The organism is Pseudomonas sp. GW823-FHT02F05, from assembly GCF_058797315.1.
This window is the reverse complement of sequence record NZ_JBXAJM010000012.1, coordinates 191,172-208,403: the sequence shown is the minus strand read 5'-3', so window position 1 is coordinate 208,403 and position 17,232 is coordinate 191,172. Positions and strand designations below refer to the sequence as shown.

Below are 17,232 nucleotides of genomic sequence, written 5' to 3'. Positions count from 1 at the left end.
CGCTCCCACAGTGGACCGTGATCCAAATGTGGGAGCGGGCTTGCCCGCGATGGCGCCAGTACAGACAACGCAGACTGACTTAGTCTTCCAGCAACTCTTCAGCCTGACCCAGGATGTTTTCCAGGGTGAAACCGAACTCTTCGAACAACGCTGGCGCCGGCGCCGACTCACCGTAGGTGGTCATGCCGATCACACGGCCTTCCAGGCCCACGTACTTGTACCAGTAGTCGGCGTGAGCCGCCTCGATGGCGATACGCGCACTGACCTGCAACGGCAACACCGATTGCTTGTAGCCGGCGTCCTGGGCTTCGAACACGCTGGTGCACGGCATGGACACAACGCGAACGTTGCGGCCTTGCTCGGTCAGCTTGTCGTACGCCTGAACGGTCAGGCCCACTTCGGAACCGGTGGAGATCAGGATCAGCTCCGGCTCGCCGATGCAGTCCTTGAGCACATAACCGCCACGGCTGATGTCGGCGATCTGCGCGTCGGTACGCACCTGGTGCTGCAGGTTCTGACGCGAGAAGATCAGCGCCGAAGGGCCGTCCTTGCGCTCGATGGCGTGCTTCCAGGCCACGGCGGACTCCACGGCGTCGGCTGGGCGCCAGCAATCCAGGTTCGGCGTGGTGCGCAGGCTGGTCAATTGCTCGACCGGCTGGTGCGTCGGGCCGTCTTCGCCCAGGCCGATGGAGTCGTGGGTGTAGACGTGGATCACGCGCTTCTTCATCAGCGCCGCCATACGTACGGCGTTACGTGCGTATTCCATGAACATCAGGAAGGTTGCGCCGTATGGCACCAGGCCGCCGTGCAAGGACACGCCGTTCATGATGGCGCTCATGCCGAACTCGCGCACGCCGTAGTACATGTAGTTGCCGCTGGCGTCTTCGGCCGAGACACCTTTGCAACCCTTCCACAGGGTCAGGTTGGAACCGGCCAGGTCAGCCGAACCGCCGAGGAACTCAGGCAGCAACGGGCCAAAGGCGTTCAGGGTGTTCTGGCTGGCTTTACGGCTGGCGATGGTCTCGCCCTTGGCCGCGACTTCAGCGATGTAGGCCGAGGCCTTTTCCGAGAAGTCGGCAGGCAGGTCACCGGCCAGGCGGCGTACCAGCTCGTTGGCCAATTCAGGGAATTCGGCGGAGTACGCAGCGAAACGCTGGTCCCACTCGGATTCAGCCGCCAGGCCTTTTTCCTTGGCATCCCATTCGGCGTAGATGTCGGCCGGGATTTCGAACGGGCCGTGGTTCCACTTCAGCGCTTCGCGGGTCAGGGCGATTTCCGCGTCACCCAGCGGGGCGCCGTGGCAATCTTCTTTACCTTGCTTGTTCGGCGAGCCGAAACCGATGGTGGTCTTGCAGCAGATCAGGGTTGGCTGCGCGCTCTTGCGAGCGGTGTCGATGGCGATCTTGATTTCTTCCGGATCGTGGCCGTCGACGTTGCGGATCACCTGCCAGTTGTAGGCTTCGAAACGCTTTGGCGTGTCGTCGGTGAACCAGCCTTCGACTTCACCGTCGATGGAGATGCCGTTGTCATCGTAGAAGGCAATCAGCTTGCCCAGGCCCAGGGTACCGGCCAGGGAAGCGACTTCGTGGGAGATGCCTTCCATCATGCAGCCATCACCCAGGAATACGTAGGTGTGGTGGTCAACGATGTCGTGGCCGGGGCGGTTGAACTGCGCGCCCAGGACTTTTTCCGCCAGGGCGAAACCAACCGCATTGGCCAGGCCTTGGCCCAGGGGACCGGTGGTGGTCTCGACGCCCGGGGTGTAGCCGAATTCCGGGTGGCCCGGGGTGCGGCTGTGCAGCTGACGGAAGCTCTTGAGGTCGTCGATGGTGACATCGTAGCCGGTCAGGTGCAGCAGCGAATAAATCAGCATCGAGCCGTGGCCGTTGGACAGCACGAAGCGGTCACGGTCGGCGAACGACGGGTTGCTCGGGTTGTGTTTCAGGTAGTCACGCCAAAGTACCTCGGCGATATCCGCCATGCCCATCGGGGCACCGGGATGGCCGCTGTTGGCTTTTTGCACGGCATCCATGCTGAGGGCACGAATGGCGTTGGCACGCTCACGACGGCTGGGCATCGCTGATCTCCTGGAGTTTGCTGAAAAGAAACGGAAAAAAGGACCGGCATTTTCCCTCAGCCACCGCCTGCGGGCAATGACAGATAGTCACTTGAGGGCGTTTTTCCTGTGCTTTGGGCATCAATCCCTTGCAGAAACCTTTAACCGGTTCGTCTTAAGGTTATAGCGACGGCTTATAACCGCCACTTATCGTTCAATATCAAAACTTTTTGATATTGGCCTTGCGAGGATCTACACCCGTCACTAGACTGCTGGCCTTATGAACCTACCCGTGCCCTCCCTGCGTCCTGACGACGGCGATGAACTGGCTGCCTTGTGCAAGGCCGCTGGCGATCCGTTGCGCTTGAACGTACTGCGCGCACTGGCCAACGATTCTTTCGGAGTACTGGAGCTGGCGCAGATCTTCGCCATCGGCCAGTCCGGCATGAGCCACCATTTGAAGGTGCTGGCCCAGGCCGACCTGGTGGCCACCCGTCGCGAAGGTAATGCGATTTTCTACCGGCGTGCACTGCCCCATACCGAACTGCTTGGCGGCAAATTACACGCTGCCCTGCTCGAAGAAGTGGATAACTTGTGCCTGCCCGGCGATGTGCAATCGCGTATCGGCCAGGTGCACGGGCAACGCGCCGCCGCCAGCCAGGATTTTTTCTCACGGGTGGCCGATAAGTTTCGCGCCCAGCAGGATCTGATCGCCGGCTTGGCACAGTACCGCGAAAGCGTACTGGCGCTGCTGGACAAGCTGAGCTTCAGTGAAGAGGCCACGGCCTTGGAAGTCGGCCCTGGCGACGGCGGTTTCCTGCCCGAACTGGCGCGCCGCTTCGAGCAGGTGACCGCGCTGGATAACAGCCCGGCGATGCTTGAACTGGCGCGCCAACTCTGTGAGCGCGAAGCCTTGGGAAATGTGCGCCTGCAGTTGGCCGACGCCCTGAGTGACACCGGCCTGCGAGCCGATTGCGTGGTGCTGAACATGGTCTTGCACCATTTCGCCGCACCGGCAGAAGCTCTCAAGCAAATGGCCGGGTTGCTGCACCCCGGCGGTAGCCTCCTGGTTACGGATTTATGCAGCCACAACCAGAATTGGGCCAAGGAGGCCTGCGGTGATCTCTGGCTGGGTTTTGAACAGGACGATCTGGCCCGTTGGGCCACCGCTGCGGGACTCGTTCCCGGGGAAAGCCTCTATGTAGGTTTACGTAATGGTTTCCAGATTCAGGTCCGCCATTTTCAGCGACCGGCTGGCGACACTCACCATCGGTAAATATCAGGAAAACATCGAGATGAGCGAATACTCCCTTTTCACCTCCGAGTCCGTGTCTGAAGGGCATCCGGACAAAATCGCCGACCAGATTTCTGACGCGGTGCTGGACGCTATCATCGCTGAAGACAAGTTCGCCCGTGTGGCGTGCGAGACGCTGGTGAAAACGGGCGTGGCGATCATCGCCGGCGAAGTTACCACCACTGCCTGGGTCGACCTGGAGCAGATCGTGCGTGACGTAATCACCGACATTGGCTACAACAGCTCCGACGTCGGCTTTGACGGCGCAACCTGCGGTGTGATGAACATCATCGGCAAGCAGTCCCCGGACATCAACCAGGGCGTTGACCGGGCCAAGCCTGAAGACCAGGGCGCCGGCGACCAGGGCCTGATGTTCGGCTACGCCAGCAACGAAACCGACGTACTGATGCCCGCGCCGATTACCTTCTCGCACCAGCTGGTACAACGCCAGGCCGAGGCGCGTAAATCCGGCGTACTGCCATGGCTGCGCCCTGACGCCAAGTCCCAGGTGACCTGCCGCTACGAAGGCGGCAAAGTCGTGGGCATCGACGCCGTCGTACTGTCGACCCAGCACAACCCGGACGTGTCCTACGCCGACCTGCGTGAAGGCGTGATGGAGCTGATCGTCAAGCATGTGTTGCCTGCCGAACTGCTGACCAAGGACACCCAGTTCCACATCAACCCGACCGGCCAGTTCATCATCGGTGGCCCCGTGGGCGACTGCGGCCTGACCGGCCGCAAGATCATCGTCGACAGCTACGGCGGCATGGCCCGTCACGGCGGTGGTGCATTCTCCGGCAAGGACCCTTCCAAGGTTGACCGTTCTGCGGCTTACGCCGGTCGTTATGTGGCCAAGAACATCGTGGCTGCCGGCCTGGCCGAGCGCTGCGAAATCCAGGTTTCCTACGCCATTGGCGTGGCCCAGCCTACGTCGATCTCGCTGAACACCTTCGGCACCGGCAAGATCAGCGATGACAAGATCGTCAAGCTGGTGCGTGAGATCTTCGACCTGCGCCCTTACGCAATCACCACCATGCTCGACCTGCTGCACCCGATGTACCAGGAAACCGCAGCCTACGGCCACTTCGGCCGCACCCCGGCGCAGAAGACTGTGGGTGATGACACCTTCAGCACCTTCACCTGGGAAAAAACCGACCGCGCCAACGACCTGCGTACCGCCGCCGGCCTGTAATCGTTCGCGGCAAATAGAGCCCCGCCAGGTCTGCCTGGCGGGGCTTTTTGTTGCCTGCAGGACCACTTCGGGCTTTTTTGGATCCAAGGCTTGCAGGCCAAATGATGGCCCACTAGAATCCGCGCCCTCTCGGGCCCTTCACCTTATTTGGATATTGCACTGCGCCCGCCCGGGATGGATAAGCGCGCAGGCAATCGAACATTGAGGTTTTCATGCGCATTTCCACGCTCGCCCCTGCCGCCCTTCTGCTCAGCCTGTTCACCCTGTCGGCCCAGGCCGCTGACCTGAACGCTTTGAGCGGTGCCCTGAGTGCCCAGCTCGGTGGCGGCAATGCCGGCGACTGCCAGCAGCAACCCAAAGACCTGCAAGCCAAGATCGACGCGGCCAATGCCAAGAACGATCTGCTGAAAGTGCGGGCGTATGAGACTGCGTTGGAGCAGGTCAACAAAGCTTGCAACAAACTCGCCGACAGCCAGGCAAAAGTCGACGCCAAGCAGCAGAAGCAGCAGGCCAAGGCTGAAAACAATGATGCTGTGAAGGCCTTGGGCGGCCTGTTCAAGTAAACAGAAACACCCGGTAAAAAGCCCCGCTCGGTCGGGGCTTTTTTGTGGGCGCGCGGATCACTTAGGCTGGCCCCCCTTTTCGAGCAAGGATGCTCATGATGCACGTATTACTGGCTGTTCTCATAAGCGCCGCACCCGCCTGGGCCTGGGCCGAAACCTGCCCCGATGACGTTCACTCACAGCTGGAAACCCTGTCCAGGCAAATCCAGCAGTGGGACGACAGCTACCATCGACAGGGCCAAGCCCTGATCAGCGATGAGCTCTACGACCAGGCCCGCAGACGCCTGGCGCATTGGCAAGAATGCACTCGCGAGCAGACACCCAAGCCTGATAACCCGCTGGCCAGTGCGCGCGGTACCTTACCTCACCCGGCCGCACACACTGGCCTGCAAAAGCTGCCGAGCGAGCCGGCCGTCAGTGACTGGCTCAGCACTCGACAGGATGTCTGGGTCCAACCCAAGGTCGATGGCGTTGCGGTGACACTGGTGTATCGCCAGGGCCGCTTGCATCAGCTCATCAGTCGGGGCGACGGCCTGCTTGGCCACGATTGGTCAGCCTCCGCCGTCAAGATCCCCGGCATTGTCCAACAGTTGCCCGACGCCGTTGATGTGGTGCTGCAAGGCGAACTCTATTGGCGCCTCAACCACCATGTGCAATCGCTCAAGGGCGGGCTCAATGCACGCAGCAAAGTGGCTGGCCTGATGAACCGTCGTCGGTTGAGCGATGCCGAGGCTGCCGGGATCGGCCTGTTCGTCTGGGCGTGGCCAGACGGCCCGACGGACTTCACCGAACACCTTGCCACCTTGGCGCGCTGGGGCTTCACCGATAGCCAACAGTACAGCCAACCCGTCAGCACCATCAGCGAAGCTGCGCATTGGCGCACGCATTGGTACAACGCGCCATTACCCTTCGCCAGCGACGGCGTGGTGCTGCACCAGGCTGCGCGAGCGCCCGCCGAGCGCTGGCAAGCCAGTGCGCCCTACTGGTCGGTTGCCTGGAAGTACCCGGCTATCAAGGCACTGGCCCTGGTGCGCAAGGTCGAGTTCAGGGTGGGACGTACCGGGCGTATTACACCTATCCTCGAATTGGAGCCCGTACGGCTGGATGATCGGCAGATCAGCCGAGTGAGCGTCGGCTCCCTGAAACGCTGGCAAGCCCTGGATATCCGCCCCGGCGATCACGTGTCGATCAGCCTGGCGGGCCAGGTCATACCGCGACTGGACGAGGTGATCCTGCGCAACGAGACACGCGTGGACGTGCAGGTACCCAACGCTCAAGATTTCCACGCCTTGAGCTGCTGGCAACTGGACCCTGGCTGCGAAGACCAACTGCTCGCCCGCCTCACCTGGCTGAGCGGTAAACACGGCCTGGCCTTGCCCCACATGGGGCGCGAAACCTGGAACGTATTGATCCAGGCCGGTCTAATCGCAGGCTTTCTCGATTGGTTGACACTTGATGCGGCCGAGCTTGCTACCATTGAGGGCTTAGGCGAGCGTACCCGTGCGCGGGTGCTCGACAGTATTCAAAGCGCCCGGCAACGCCCTTTTTCACTATGGCTCAAGGCCTTGGGCGTGCCGCCGGCGGCGCGCAACAACCTGGAAGGAGACTGGCAGACGCTGGTCGCCAAAGACACTCAAGCCTGGCTGGCCTCAGATGGCATCGGCCCGGGACGCGCGGCGCAACTCAGCGCTTTTTTTCGCGACCCGCAGGTACAAGCCTTGGCTGAAACATTACGCGGAGCCGGGATAGATGGGTTTTGATCCCCTCCGCCACCTGATTGCGAACTTGGAGCCTTATATGAAATTTCTCGCCCCCTTTGCCTTGCTGACCTTCGCGAGCTTCACGTCCACGCCGCTGTTGGCCGCCGAAGACGCACAACCCCTCACCGGCTGCGCCGCCAAGCGCCAGGCCATCAGCAGCCAGATCGAACAAGCCAAGGCCCACGGCAACAGCGCGCAACAGGCTGGCCTGGAAAAAGCCCTGGCCGAAGTTACCGCCCACTGCACCGATGCCGGCTTGAAGAAAGAACGTGAAAACAAGGTGCTCGACGCCAAGCACGAAGTCAGCCGCCGTCAGGCCGACCTCGACAAAGCCATGAAAAAAGGCGACCCGGACAAGATCAACAAGCGTAAGGAGAAACTGGCCGACTCGCGTAAAGAGCTGCAGGACGCAGTGGAAGAACTCGACCAGTAAAACCGATCAATGATCGCGGAACTGTTTATGGCAGGCGCTACAGGCATCTTCAACTTTTTGCACCGCAGGTTGAAGGCTACTGGCTTTATAAGGTTGCACCTGGCTAGCGATCACCAATTCACCGGTGGCCGCCTCAAGTTCGCGGGCCAGTTGCTGGAACTGCGCCTGTTTTTGCCACACATCATCTTTGGCACTGGTGTGGTCTTCTTCGCGTACGCTCGGAAAATGTTTCCACGGTTCATGGGACAACGCATCCAGCTTGACCGCACCCTCGGCGAACTTGGCGCCATCAAATGGGATACGTCCGCGCAGCATGCCGCCCAGGTCTTCACCGGTCTTGAGCATCTGCTTGAAGATTGCCTTGCGCTGGCCCAGGGGGGAATTGGGATCAACACCGCCACAGGCAGACAAAGCCAGGCAGGCCAGCAATACAACGGTCAGTTTTTTTAACATCATCATGGCTTCAAGGTCACGGGAAACGGCGGCCAGTATCCTCGCACCGCCCACAAAGACCAATAGCCCTATTAATAATAAGGTTGCCCGGATGCAGTGAAGCGCGGGCAATCGTTTCAGGAATTGCTTGCATGAATGTCACCTTCAAACCCTGGGGCCGCAGCCTGGCTTGGGCTCTGCCAATGTTTGCGCTACTGGCCGGCTGCGATGCCGGTAAAGACACCGATAAAGAAGTTGCCCAGGAGCCAACCAAACCTCACGCCGTTGCCACCTATGTGAGCGCACCATGGGAAGCCCTGCCGAGCGTTTCCGACAGCGACTTGCTCGCCGGGTTTGAATCCTGGCGCAGCGCGTGCCAGCGTCTCAAGGCCGACCCGATCTGGGGCCCGACCTGCGCGACAGCGGCCAGCGTACCGGGCGATGCCGTAGCGGTTCGTAGCTTTCTCAAGGAACACCTGGATGTCTTCGGCCTGCGTTCGGCCAACAACACGCCAAACGGCTTGATCACGGGTTATTACGAGCCGGTCTACCCCGGCAGCCTGACCAAGACCGCCACCGCCCACGTGCCGGTATACGGCGTGCCGGACGACCTGATTGTCGTCAACCTCGACAGCATCTATCCGGAGCTCAAGGGCAAGCGCCTGCGCGGGCGCCTGGAAGGCCGTGTGCTCAAGCCGTATGACGACGCCAGCACTCTCAACAGCCAAGGCTCCACCGCCAAGCCGATCGCCTGGCTGACCGACCCGATGGACCTGCAGTTCCTGCAAATCCAGGGCTCGGGGCGTATTCAACTGGCCGGCGGGCGTCAACTGCGTGTGGGTTACGGCGACCAGAACGGCTACCCGTACCGCCCTATTGGCCGTTGGTTGGTGGAACAAGGCGAACTGAAAAAAGAAGACGTGACCATGGGCGCCATCAGCGCCTGGGCCAAGGCCCATCCGCAGCGCATTCCAGAACTGTTGGCGAGCAACCCCAGCTACGTATTCTTCAGCGCCCGCCCCGACAGCAACGAAGGCCCGCGCGGTTCGCTGAACGTGCCATTGACCGCTGGCTACAGTGTGGCAGTGGATCGCAAGGTGATTCCGCTGGGCAGCCTGTTATGGTTGTCGACCACCAAACCAGACGGCACGCCACTGGCACGCCCCGTCGCCGCGCAGGATACCGGCGGCGCAATCACCGGAGAAGTGCGCGCAGATCTGTTCTGGGGCACAGGCAATGCCGCAGGCGAGTTGGCGGGGAATATGAAACAGCAAGGGCAGATCTGGATGCTGTGGCCCAAAGGCGCGGCGTTGCCCCAGGTGCCGGATGCGCCTGCCGGAACCTGACAATCGCTGATAATCAATGTGGGAGAGGCGCGCCCTGAACCCAGTCAGTTATCGCAAATCCCCTGTGGGAGCGGGCTTGCCCGCGAAGGCGGTTTGTTAGTCACTGCATCTGTTACTGCGCGACCGCTTTCGCAGGCAAGCCAGCTCCCACATTTAATTGATCGACATGAGGGCTTGCTCCCTCCCGCATAGCGACGGCGGCGTCCCTCAAATCGAAACGAAGAAGAAACTCGCAATCAACGCCATACCCACGGCCCACACCAGCGAACGCAAGATCGCCCAGTCCGCCAGGTAGCAAATGATGTACAGCAGGCGGCTGGTGATAAACAGCACTGCCAGCACGTTGATCGTCACCAGTTCGGCGTTGCCGGCCAGGTGCGCAATGATGACTGCAGCGGCAAACGCCGGGGTCACTTCGAAACTGTTGAGTTGCGCGCTATGAGCACGCTTGGCGACGCCTTCCAGGCTATCGAGGAAGGCACGCGGGTCGTGGTTATCCCGTGGCCCGAACTTGCCTGTGCTGAACTTGGCCACACCAGTGCAAATGTACGGCAGAAAGATTGCGATCAATACACACCATAAAGCGACTGTCATCACCGATTCCTTTTAGTTTTATCCGACGGTTAGAGTTTCATCACCAACATGCCAATCAACACCAACCCACAGGCTATGAGCCGTGGACGGCCAAAAGGTTCTTTCAAGTAACGCATGCCGAACAGCACCACCAGAATCACACTGACTTCGCGCAGCGCGGCGGCTTCGGCAATCGAGCCCAACTGCATGGCCCAAAGTACCAAAGCGTAGCTCAACAACACGCACAGCCCCACGCTCAAGCCCAACCGCCACTGGGTGCGCCAGAACAGGCTGAAGGCCGCACGCTTGCGCACCAGCGCCAGCAACGGAAACGGCCAGGCGCTGATCAGCGTCAGCCACACCAGGTAATCCAGCGGATGCGACCAGCGCCGCAGCGCCTGCCCGTCCAGAAAGGTGTAGCAGCCGATGCACAGACCAATCAATACCACCACCGGTAGCATCGACCAGGGCAACCGGTCACCGCCGCCGCCCTGCCACAGCAGGCACACCATGCCAAACGGAATCAGCAGAATCCCCAGAATCTGCTGGGTATTCAATACTTCGCCGGCAAACACCAGGGTCAGCACCAGCACCACCAGCGGCGACAAACCGCGCATCAACGGATACACCAGGCCCAGGTCACCCACCCGATAGGCCTGGATCAACAAATAGCGATAGAGCAACTCAAACAACGCAGAAGCAATGATCCACGGCCAGATGTCCAGCGGCGGCCAGGACACGAAGCCCACCGCGAATACCACGAACAGCAGCGCCACACTGTCCATGCAGGCAATGACTAAAAGGCGCTCGCCGCTGAACTTGATCAAGGTGTTCCACGTCGCATGCAACAGCGCCGCTACCAGCACCAGGGCTGTCGCTACCACCAGAACCTCCTTAATTGATACATCATGTAACAGCACCTGTTTATACTAACTACCGATTCGACGCACCCCGTGCGCCTATATTTCCCTGCTCCAAGGACCCCGGATGCTTGAACTTGTCGCCGCCTTCATCTGCCTCACCACCCTGCTCACTTATGTGAACTTCCGCTTTATCGGCCTGCCGCCCACCATTGGCGTGATGGTCACCGCACTGTTGTTCTCGCTGATCCTGCAAGGCCTGAGCGTGCTCGGCTACCCAGGCCTGGAAGAACGTATCCAGCAGTTGATCGGCCAGATCGACTTCGGCGATTTGCTGATGAACTGGATGCTGTCGTTCCTGCTGTTCGCCGGCGCCTTGCACGTCAACTTGAACGACTTGCGCAGCTACCGCTGGCCCATCGGCCTGCTGGCAACCTTTGGCGTATTGATCGCCACCGTGGTCATCGGCAGCCTGGCGTACTACATCTTCGCCCTGTTTGGCTGGCACGTGAGTTTCCTTTACTGCCTGCTGTTCGGTGCCCTGATATCCCCTACCGATCCCATTGCGGTGCTCGGCGTGCTACGGACCGCCAATGCCTCCAAACCGCTGAAAACCACCATCGTCGGCGAATCGCTGTTCAATGACGGCACCGCCGTGGTGGTGTTTACCGTGCTGCTGGGTATCGCGCAGTTGGGTGAGACGCCCACCGTGAGCGCCACGGCCATGCTGTTTGCCCACGAAGCCATTGGCGGCGTGCTGTTTGGCGGGCTGATCGGCTATCTCGTGTACCTGATGATCAAGAGCATCGAACAGCACCAGATCGAAGTCATGCTGACCCTCGCCCTGGTGATCGGCGGCTCGGCCATGGCCTCGGAGCTGCATGTGTCCGCACCGATTGCGATGGTGGTCGCGGGGCTGATCATCGGCAACCTGGGGCGCAAACTGGCGATGAACGACATGACGCGTCGCTACCTGGATGGTTTCTGGGAACTGCTCGATGACATGCTCAATGCCTTGCTGTTTGCGCTGATCGGCATGGAGCTGCTGCTATTGCCATTCAACTGGCTGCACGTGTTCGCGGCCAGCCTGCTGGCAGTGGCGATCCTGCTCTCGCGCCTGCTGACCGTGGCCCCGGCGATCCTGTTGCTGCGCCGTTGGCGCACGGTACCGCGCGGCACTATCCGTATCCTTACCTGGGGTGGCTTGCGCGGCGGGGTTTCGGTGGCACTGGCCTTGGCCCTGCCTCTGGGCCCGGAGCGTGACTTGTTGCTGAGCATCACCTACATCGTGGTGCTGTCTTCGATCCTGTTGCAGGGGTTGAGCATCGGCAAGCTGGTCAAGCACGTGACCCGGGACGAACCCCAGGCCACGCCTGAGCATCACTGATCCTTGTTGATCTGCTGCGGATGCCTCGGGTCCGCAGCCTTTTTACCTGGCAGGCTGCTTTCGCTGCGAACCTGCGCATGGCTGATCAACGCGAAGATGAAACTGCCGCCGATGATGTTGCCGGCCAGGGTCGGCCCGGCGAAGACCAGCCAGAAATCCTTCCATGGCAACTCGCCGGCAAATACCAGGTAGGACACTTCGGCTGAACCGACGACGATATGGGTGAAGTCACCCAGAGCCATGAAGTAGGTGATCAGAATGATGATCCACAGCTTGGCACTCTCCATCGACGGGATCATCCAGACCATGGTGGCGATCATCCAACCGGAGACGATGCCCTTGGCGAACATCTGCGCGGGGTCGTTCTCCATGACCTTGCGCCCGATCTCGAGGAAGGCCAGGTCGGTCTTGGTATCGAAGATCGGCAGGTGCAGCATCACGTATGCCACCAGCAAGGTGCCACACAGGTTGCCCACCAGCACCACTGACCACAGCCGCAACAGACGCCCGGCATTCGCCAGGGTTGGCTTGCTCATCACCGGTAGCACGGCGGTCAGGGTGTTTTCGGTAAACAGTTGCTGGCGTGCCAGGATCACCGCGAGGAAGCCCGCGCAGTAGCCGAAGCTGGCAATTACCTTGAAGGCTTCGCCCTCAGGCAGGCGTGAATTGAGCAGCCCCATGGCCATCAGTGACAAACCCATGGTCAGCCCGGCGGCCAATGCCGACCACCACAACGCGGCGACACTGCGCTCCAGCTCCTGGTCGCCCTGGGTACGAATGATTTCGTGCAATACCGCTGCGCGGGGCGGCTGGTTCTTGTCGACGTCCTGCTGCTCTTCCTGGGACAGGTTGGGGGTCTTGCCGTCTTCTTGCGTAGCCATGGTGATACCTGAACGGGGGGCGATGTTCAGGTACGACCTATGGTTGATGAAGAGCGTTCACTGGTCCTGCGCGGGATTACTCGCTGAGGCCGTCTTCCTGGAACTGATCCTTGACGTACTTGATCTCTGTACGGCCGTGAGGCGCGGGCAAACCGTCTTCGCCAAGGTTGACGAAGACCATTTTTTCTACCGTCAGGATGCTTTTGCGCGTGATCTTGTTACGCACTTCACAGGTCAGGGTAATAGAGGTACGACCAAACTCGGTGGCCGTGATCCCCAGCTCGATGATGTCGCCCTGGCGCGAGGCGCTGACAAAGTTGATTTCCGAGATGTACTTGGTGACCACGCGCTGGTTGCCGAGCTGGACAATGGCGTAGATGGCCGCTTCTTCGTCGATCCAGCGCAACAGGCTGCCGCCGAACAGTGTGCCGTTGGGGTTGAGGTCTTCGGGTTTTACCCATTTGCGGGTGTGGAAGTTCATGGTCACTCCAAAGCGTCTTGCCAAATGATAGGCAACATCATGGCAGAGCAAGGACCCAAGCTCTATGAGCCATTAGCTATCAAGCCCATGAGCGATCTTCATGCCGCCGACAGAAAGGCTTGGGAAGTGCCGCTTACACGGCTATAATCGCCTCCGCTTCAAAACGGTCATCTTCGATTGATACCGTTCTCCCGCCACCTGTCCGAGGGGCGCTGCAGCAGGTTCAACCTGTCAGGCTCGGATGGGGCGTTGTCCGGCCTGGTTGCCCTGGCCTGATACTAAACGCACAACGGCGCCCATTCGCACACTACGAATGGAGGCTCTCTATGAGCGCTGTAATGACGCCTGCAGATTTCAACGACTACAAAGTCGCCGACATGTCCCTTGCTGCCTGGGGCCGTCGCGAAACCTTTATCGCCGAATCCGAAATGCCAGCCCTGATGGGCCTGCGTCGCAAGTACGCCGCTGAGCAGCCGCTCAAGGGCGCCAAGATTCTCGGCTGCATCCACATGACTATCCAGACTGCCGTGCTGATCGAAACCCTGGTTGCCCTGGGTGCCGAAGTGCGTTGGTCGTCCTGCAATATCTTCTCGACTCAAGACCAGGCCGCTGCCGCTATCGCTGCTGCCGGTATCCCGGTATTCGCCTGGAAAGGCGAGACCGAAGAAGAGTACGAGTGGTGCCTGGAGCAAACCATCCTCAAAGATGGCGCGCCTTGGGATGCCAACATGATCCTTGACGACGGCGGCGACCTCACCGAGTTGCTGCACAAGAAATACCCGCAGATCCTCGACCGCGTCCACGGCGTGACCGAAGAGACCACCACCGGCGTACACCGCCTGCTGGACATGCTGGCCAAGGGCGAGCTGAAAATCCCGGCCATCAACGTCAACGACTCGGTGACCAAGAGCAAGAACGACAACAAGTACGGCTGCCGTCACAGCCTGAACGATGCGATCAAGCGCGGCACCGACCACCTGCTGTCGGGCAAGCAAGCCCTGGTGATCGGCTACGGTGACGTGGGCAAGGGCTCGTCCCAGTCCCTGCGTCAGGAAGGCATGATCGTCAAGGTCTCCGAAGTCGACCCGATCTGCGCCATGCAAGCCTGCATGGATGGTTTCGAAGTGGTTTCGCCGTTCATCAACGGCCAGAACGACGGCACCGAAGCCAGCATCGACAAAGCCCTGCTGGGCAAGATCGACCTGATCGTCACCACCACCGGTAACGTGAATGTGTGCGATGCGAACATGCTCAAGGCCCTGAAGAAGCGCGCCGTTGTCTGCAACATCGGTCACTTCGACAACGAGATCGACACCGCTTTCATGCGCAAGAACTGGGCATGGGAAGAAGTGAAGCCGCAGGTACACAAGGTTCACCGTACCGGCGCTGGTGATTTCGACCCACAGAACGATGACTACCTGATCCTGCTGGCCGAAGGCCGCCTGGTGAACCTGGGCAACGCCACTGGTCACCCAAGCCGCATCATGGATGGCTCGTTCGCCAACCAGGTGCTGGCGCAGATCTTCCTGTTCGAACAAAAGTACGCCGACCTGTCGCCAGCCCAGAAAGCCGAGCGCCTGACTGTGGAAGTACTGCCGAAGAAACTCGACGAAGAAGTGGCCCTGGAAATGGTCCGCGGCTTCGGCGGCGTGGTGACTCAACTGACCAAGACCCAGGCCGACTACATCGGCGTGACGGTTGAAGGCCCGTTCAAGCCGCACGCTTACCGCTACTGATCGGCCTTGCTGGCGCCGGCTCTTCTGTGGGAGCCGGGCTTGCCCGCGATGCAGACGCCTCGGTGTTCCAGTAACACCGAGCTGATGCTATCGCAGGCAAGCCAGCTCCCACAGAAAGCCAGGCACCCGCATCGATTGCGTATGCCTTCCAGGCTTTCGAGTTTCCAAGGGTATGACCATGTCCCAAGACCGTCGCTACAGCTTCGAGTTCTTCCCGACCAAGACCGATGCTGGGCATGAAAAACTGATGGCAACTGCCAAGCAGTTGGCCAGCTTCAGCCCTGACTTCTTCTCCTGCACCTACGGCGCTGGCGGTTCGACCCGTGATCGCACGATCAACACCGTGTTGCAGCTTGAAAGTGAAGTCAAAGTTCCCGCCGCTCCGCATTTGTCCTGCGTGGGCGACAGCAAGGCCGACCTGCGTAGCCTGCTGACCCAATACAAAGCCGCCGGCATCAAGCGCATCGTTGCCCTGCGTGGCGACCTGCCATCGGGTATGGGCATGGCCAGCGGTGAGCTGCGCTACGCCAACGATCTGGTGAGCTTCATCCGCGAAGAAAGTGGCGATCACTTCCATGTCGAAGTAGCCGCTTATCCGGAGATGCACCCCCAGGCGCGCAATTTCGAAGACGATTTGCAGAACTTCGTGCGCAAGGCCAATGCCGGCGCCGATAGTGCGATCACCCAGTATTTCTTCAACGCCGACAGCTACTTCTACTTCGTCGAGCGTGTACGGGCGATGGGCGTGAACATCCCGATCGTGCCGGGCATCATGCCGATCACCAATTACAGCAAGCTGGCGCGCTTCTCCGACGCCTGCGGTGCCGAGATCCCGCGCTGGGTGCGCAAGCAACTGGAAGCCTATGGCGATGACGTCAAAAGCATCCAGGCGTTCGGCGAGCAGGTCATCACCGAGATGTGTGAGCAATTGTTGCAAGGTGGTGCACCAGGGTTGCATTTCTATACCCTGAACCAGGCTGAACCCAGCCTTGCCATCTGGAACAACCTCAAGCTGCCACGTTAACGCTTGACCGGTTGTACCAAGGCCCTCGTTCTGACGAGGGCCTTTGTCGTTTTACGTTACCCACGGAACCCCGCAGTCCATGAATACAGTGCCCTCGACGTCCCGCCCGCAACTGGTCTACCTGGTCTTCGGCGCCGACACCTACCATCAGGAAGCCGTATTCAGCATCGCCAGCGCACTGGCATTCCTGCAGGACACGCCGGACGCGAACATCGACATTCAGGTATTCAGCGACAACCCCGAACCCTATCGCTTGCTGCCGGTGCGCGTCCGCCCGCTGGACGAGGCCACCCGCAAACGCTGGAGCGAGCCCCACGGCTATCACTTTCGTACCAAACACGTGGTGCTGCGCCAGGTGCTGCAAGAATCCCCGGTAGCACTGCTCATCGACACCGACACCTTCTTCCATCATTCGCCCATGGCCCTGTTCGAACGCGTACAGCCCGGCACCCTGCTGTGCAACGCTTTCTACACCAAGTACGGCGACAATCACGAAAGCATCCTCTACACCGCCTTGCGCCAGCGCCTGCTGGACATGGGCGTGGCCGACGATGACATGATGACCCTCAACTCCGGCGTCATGGGCCTGACCCAACAGGATGCGCACATCCTCGACCGCTCCATCGAATTGATGGATGAACTGTTCCCCCACGCCCAGGGCGCCTACACCCTGGAAGAGTTCTGCCTGTCCATCGCCGCCTACCGTACCCTCAAGGTGCGCGAGTGCCCGGACCTGATCCACCACTACTGGAGCCGCAAACAGCTGTTCCGGGCCAAGGTCAAGGCGTGGATCGCCAAGCACGCCAGCGCGCCCACCAGTGTGCAAGCCCTGGCCGATACGCGCCAAGTCTCCTCGCACCTGCCGCGCCCGCCGCGTTTGCAGCGTTTGATGTACAAGCTGATCACCCTGCTGCTGCCCAAGCATCAGCAACAGTTCATCCGCGAGATTCTCTACGGCTGCTACGAACACGAAAACGAGTTCGACCAGGCGTGCGGCCCGGTTTGGTGGGACAAGGCCCGACAAAACCAGGAAGAACGCCAGAAGCGCCCGATTGATGCCCACCAGTTGGAACACTGGTTCGCCAACCCCGTGGTGCGTTTGATTCTGGGTGAGCGCCGGGCCGCGATCCACGAACACCTGCTGAACGCTCCCGCGAAGTAAGACCGCCCGCCAATGCGCGTGCCAGAGCTTCTCTTTCTTCGGGGAGCGTCGT

General features: G+C 60.4%; 16 protein-coding genes and 1 riboswitch. Of the genes, 10 read left to right on the top strand and 6 right to left on the bottom strand.

Annotation, left to right across the window (positions count from 1 at the left end; genetic code table 11):
• Positions 1–79: 79 nt before the first annotated feature.
• On the bottom strand, positions 80–2,077 hold the full coding sequence (tkt, locus tag AC1RAC_RS16350; RefSeq protein ID WP_034128906.1) for a transketolase: 1,998 nt from the start codon (positions 2,075–2,077) through the stop codon (positions 80–82).
• A 259-nt stretch (positions 2,078–2,336) separates the two neighbouring features.
• Between tkt and AC1RAC_RS16345 the strand changes: the two genes are divergently transcribed.
• From AC1RAC_RS16345 to AC1RAC_RS16325, 5 genes are all read left to right on the top strand, one after another.
• On the top strand, positions 2,337–3,332 hold the full coding sequence (locus AC1RAC_RS16345) for an ArsR/SmtB family transcription factor (RefSeq protein WP_054899040.1): 996 nt from the start codon (positions 2,337–2,339) through the stop codon (positions 3,330–3,332).
• A 19-nt stretch (positions 3,333–3,351) separates the two neighbouring features.
• Positions 3,352–4,542 carry a methionine adenosyltransferase gene (metK, locus tag AC1RAC_RS16340; RefSeq protein WP_003194964.1) on the top strand — a complete coding sequence of 397 codons (1,191 nt, stop codon included), beginning with the start codon at positions 3,352–3,354 and terminating at the stop codon, positions 4,540–4,542.
• Between the two features lie 212 nt (positions 4,543–4,754).
• Positions 4,755–5,105 carry a DUF1090 family protein gene (locus AC1RAC_RS16335; RefSeq protein WP_057976504.1) on the top strand — a complete coding sequence of 117 codons (351 nt, stop codon included), beginning with the start codon at positions 4,755–4,757 and terminating at the stop codon, positions 5,103–5,105.
• 95 nt (positions 5,106–5,200) lie between these two features.
• Complete coding sequence (gene ligB, locus AC1RAC_RS16330) at positions 5,201–6,865, top strand: NAD-dependent DNA ligase LigB (protein WP_057976502.1); 1,665 nt, start codon at positions 5,201–5,203, stop codon at positions 6,863–6,865.
• 37 nt (positions 6,866–6,902) lie between these two features.
• Complete coding sequence (locus AC1RAC_RS16325; protein ID WP_197900342.1) at positions 6,903–7,298, top strand: DUF1090 domain-containing protein; 396 nt, start codon at positions 6,903–6,905, stop codon at positions 7,296–7,298.
• A gap of 6 nt (positions 7,299–7,304) precedes the next feature.
• Here the strand turns inward: AC1RAC_RS16325 and AC1RAC_RS16320 are convergent, their stop codons facing one another.
• Positions 7,305–7,754, bottom strand: a complete 450-nt coding sequence (locus AC1RAC_RS16320; protein ID WP_034128909.1) for a c-type cytochrome — start codon at positions 7,752–7,754, stop codon at positions 7,305–7,307.
• A 128-nt stretch (positions 7,755–7,882) separates the two neighbouring features.
• On the opposite strand from AC1RAC_RS16320, the gene mltA reads away from it, so the two are divergent.
• Positions 7,883–9,076 (top strand): murein transglycosylase A, encoded by a 1,194-nt coding sequence (mltA, locus tag AC1RAC_RS16315; protein WP_072445581.1) that lies wholly within the window; start codon positions 7,883–7,885, stop codon positions 9,074–9,076.
• 207 nt (positions 9,077–9,283) lie between these two features.
• Here mltA and AC1RAC_RS16310 read toward each other — a convergent pair whose 3' ends face one another.
• Together AC1RAC_RS16310 and AC1RAC_RS16305 are read right to left on the bottom strand one after the other, a co-directional pair.
• On the bottom strand, positions 9,284–9,670 hold the full coding sequence (locus AC1RAC_RS16310) for an MAPEG family protein (RefSeq protein ID WP_197883579.1): 387 nt from the start codon (positions 9,668–9,670) through the stop codon (positions 9,284–9,286).
• A gap of 29 nt (positions 9,671–9,699) precedes the next feature.
• Positions 9,700–10,533 carry an EamA family transporter gene (locus AC1RAC_RS16305; RefSeq protein WP_054899037.1) on the bottom strand — a complete coding sequence of 278 codons (834 nt, stop codon included), beginning with the start codon at positions 10,531–10,533 and terminating at the stop codon, positions 9,700–9,702.
• A 103-nt stretch (positions 10,534–10,636) separates the two neighbouring features.
• Here AC1RAC_RS16305 and AC1RAC_RS16300 point away from each other — a divergent pair, with 103 nt between their 5' ends.
• Positions 10,637–11,896, top strand: coding sequence for a cation:proton antiporter (locus AC1RAC_RS16300; protein WP_034128913.1), 1,260 nt, complete (start codon positions 10,637–10,639; stop codon positions 11,894–11,896).
• On the opposite strand, the gene AC1RAC_RS16295 is transcribed toward AC1RAC_RS16300, so the two are convergent.
• Both AC1RAC_RS16295 and AC1RAC_RS16290 read right to left on the bottom strand, forming a co-directional pair.
• Entirely contained in the window at positions 11,890–12,777 is an 888-nt protein-coding gene (locus tag AC1RAC_RS16295) for a formate/nitrite transporter family protein (RefSeq protein ID WP_034128914.1), read from the bottom strand. The genes AC1RAC_RS16300 and AC1RAC_RS16295 overlap by 7 nt on opposite strands.
• A gap of 76 nt (positions 12,778–12,853) precedes the next feature.
• Positions 12,854–13,258 (bottom strand): acyl-CoA thioesterase, encoded by a 405-nt coding sequence (locus tag AC1RAC_RS16290; RefSeq protein ID WP_034128915.1) that lies wholly within the window; start codon positions 13,256–13,258, stop codon positions 12,854–12,856.
• A gap of 198 nt (positions 13,259–13,456) precedes the next feature.
• Positions 13,457–13,563, top strand: a riboswitch (S-adenosyl-L-homocysteine riboswitch).
• A 21-nt stretch (positions 13,564–13,584) separates the two neighbouring features.
• Between AC1RAC_RS16290 and ahcY the strand changes: the two genes are divergently transcribed.
• The 3 genes from ahcY to AC1RAC_RS16275 all read left to right on the top strand — a co-directional run bounded on the left by ahcY (position 13,585) and on the right by AC1RAC_RS16275 (position 17,180).
• Positions 13,585–14,994 carry an adenosylhomocysteinase gene (ahcY, locus tag AC1RAC_RS16285; protein ID WP_034128916.1) on the top strand — a complete coding sequence of 470 codons (1,410 nt, stop codon included), beginning with the start codon at positions 13,585–13,587 and terminating at the stop codon, positions 14,992–14,994.
• Positions 14,995–15,172: 178 nt separating this feature from the next.
• Complete coding sequence (gene metF, locus AC1RAC_RS16280; RefSeq protein ID WP_034129073.1) at positions 15,173–16,018, top strand: methylenetetrahydrofolate reductase [NAD(P)H]; 846 nt, start codon at positions 15,173–15,175, stop codon at positions 16,016–16,018.
• A gap of 79 nt (positions 16,019–16,097) precedes the next feature.
• Positions 16,098–17,180, top strand: a complete 1,083-nt coding sequence (locus tag AC1RAC_RS16275) for a hypothetical protein (RefSeq protein ID WP_054922347.1) — start codon at positions 16,098–16,100, stop codon at positions 17,178–17,180.
• The last annotated feature ends 52 nt before the right edge of the window (positions 17,181–17,232 follow it).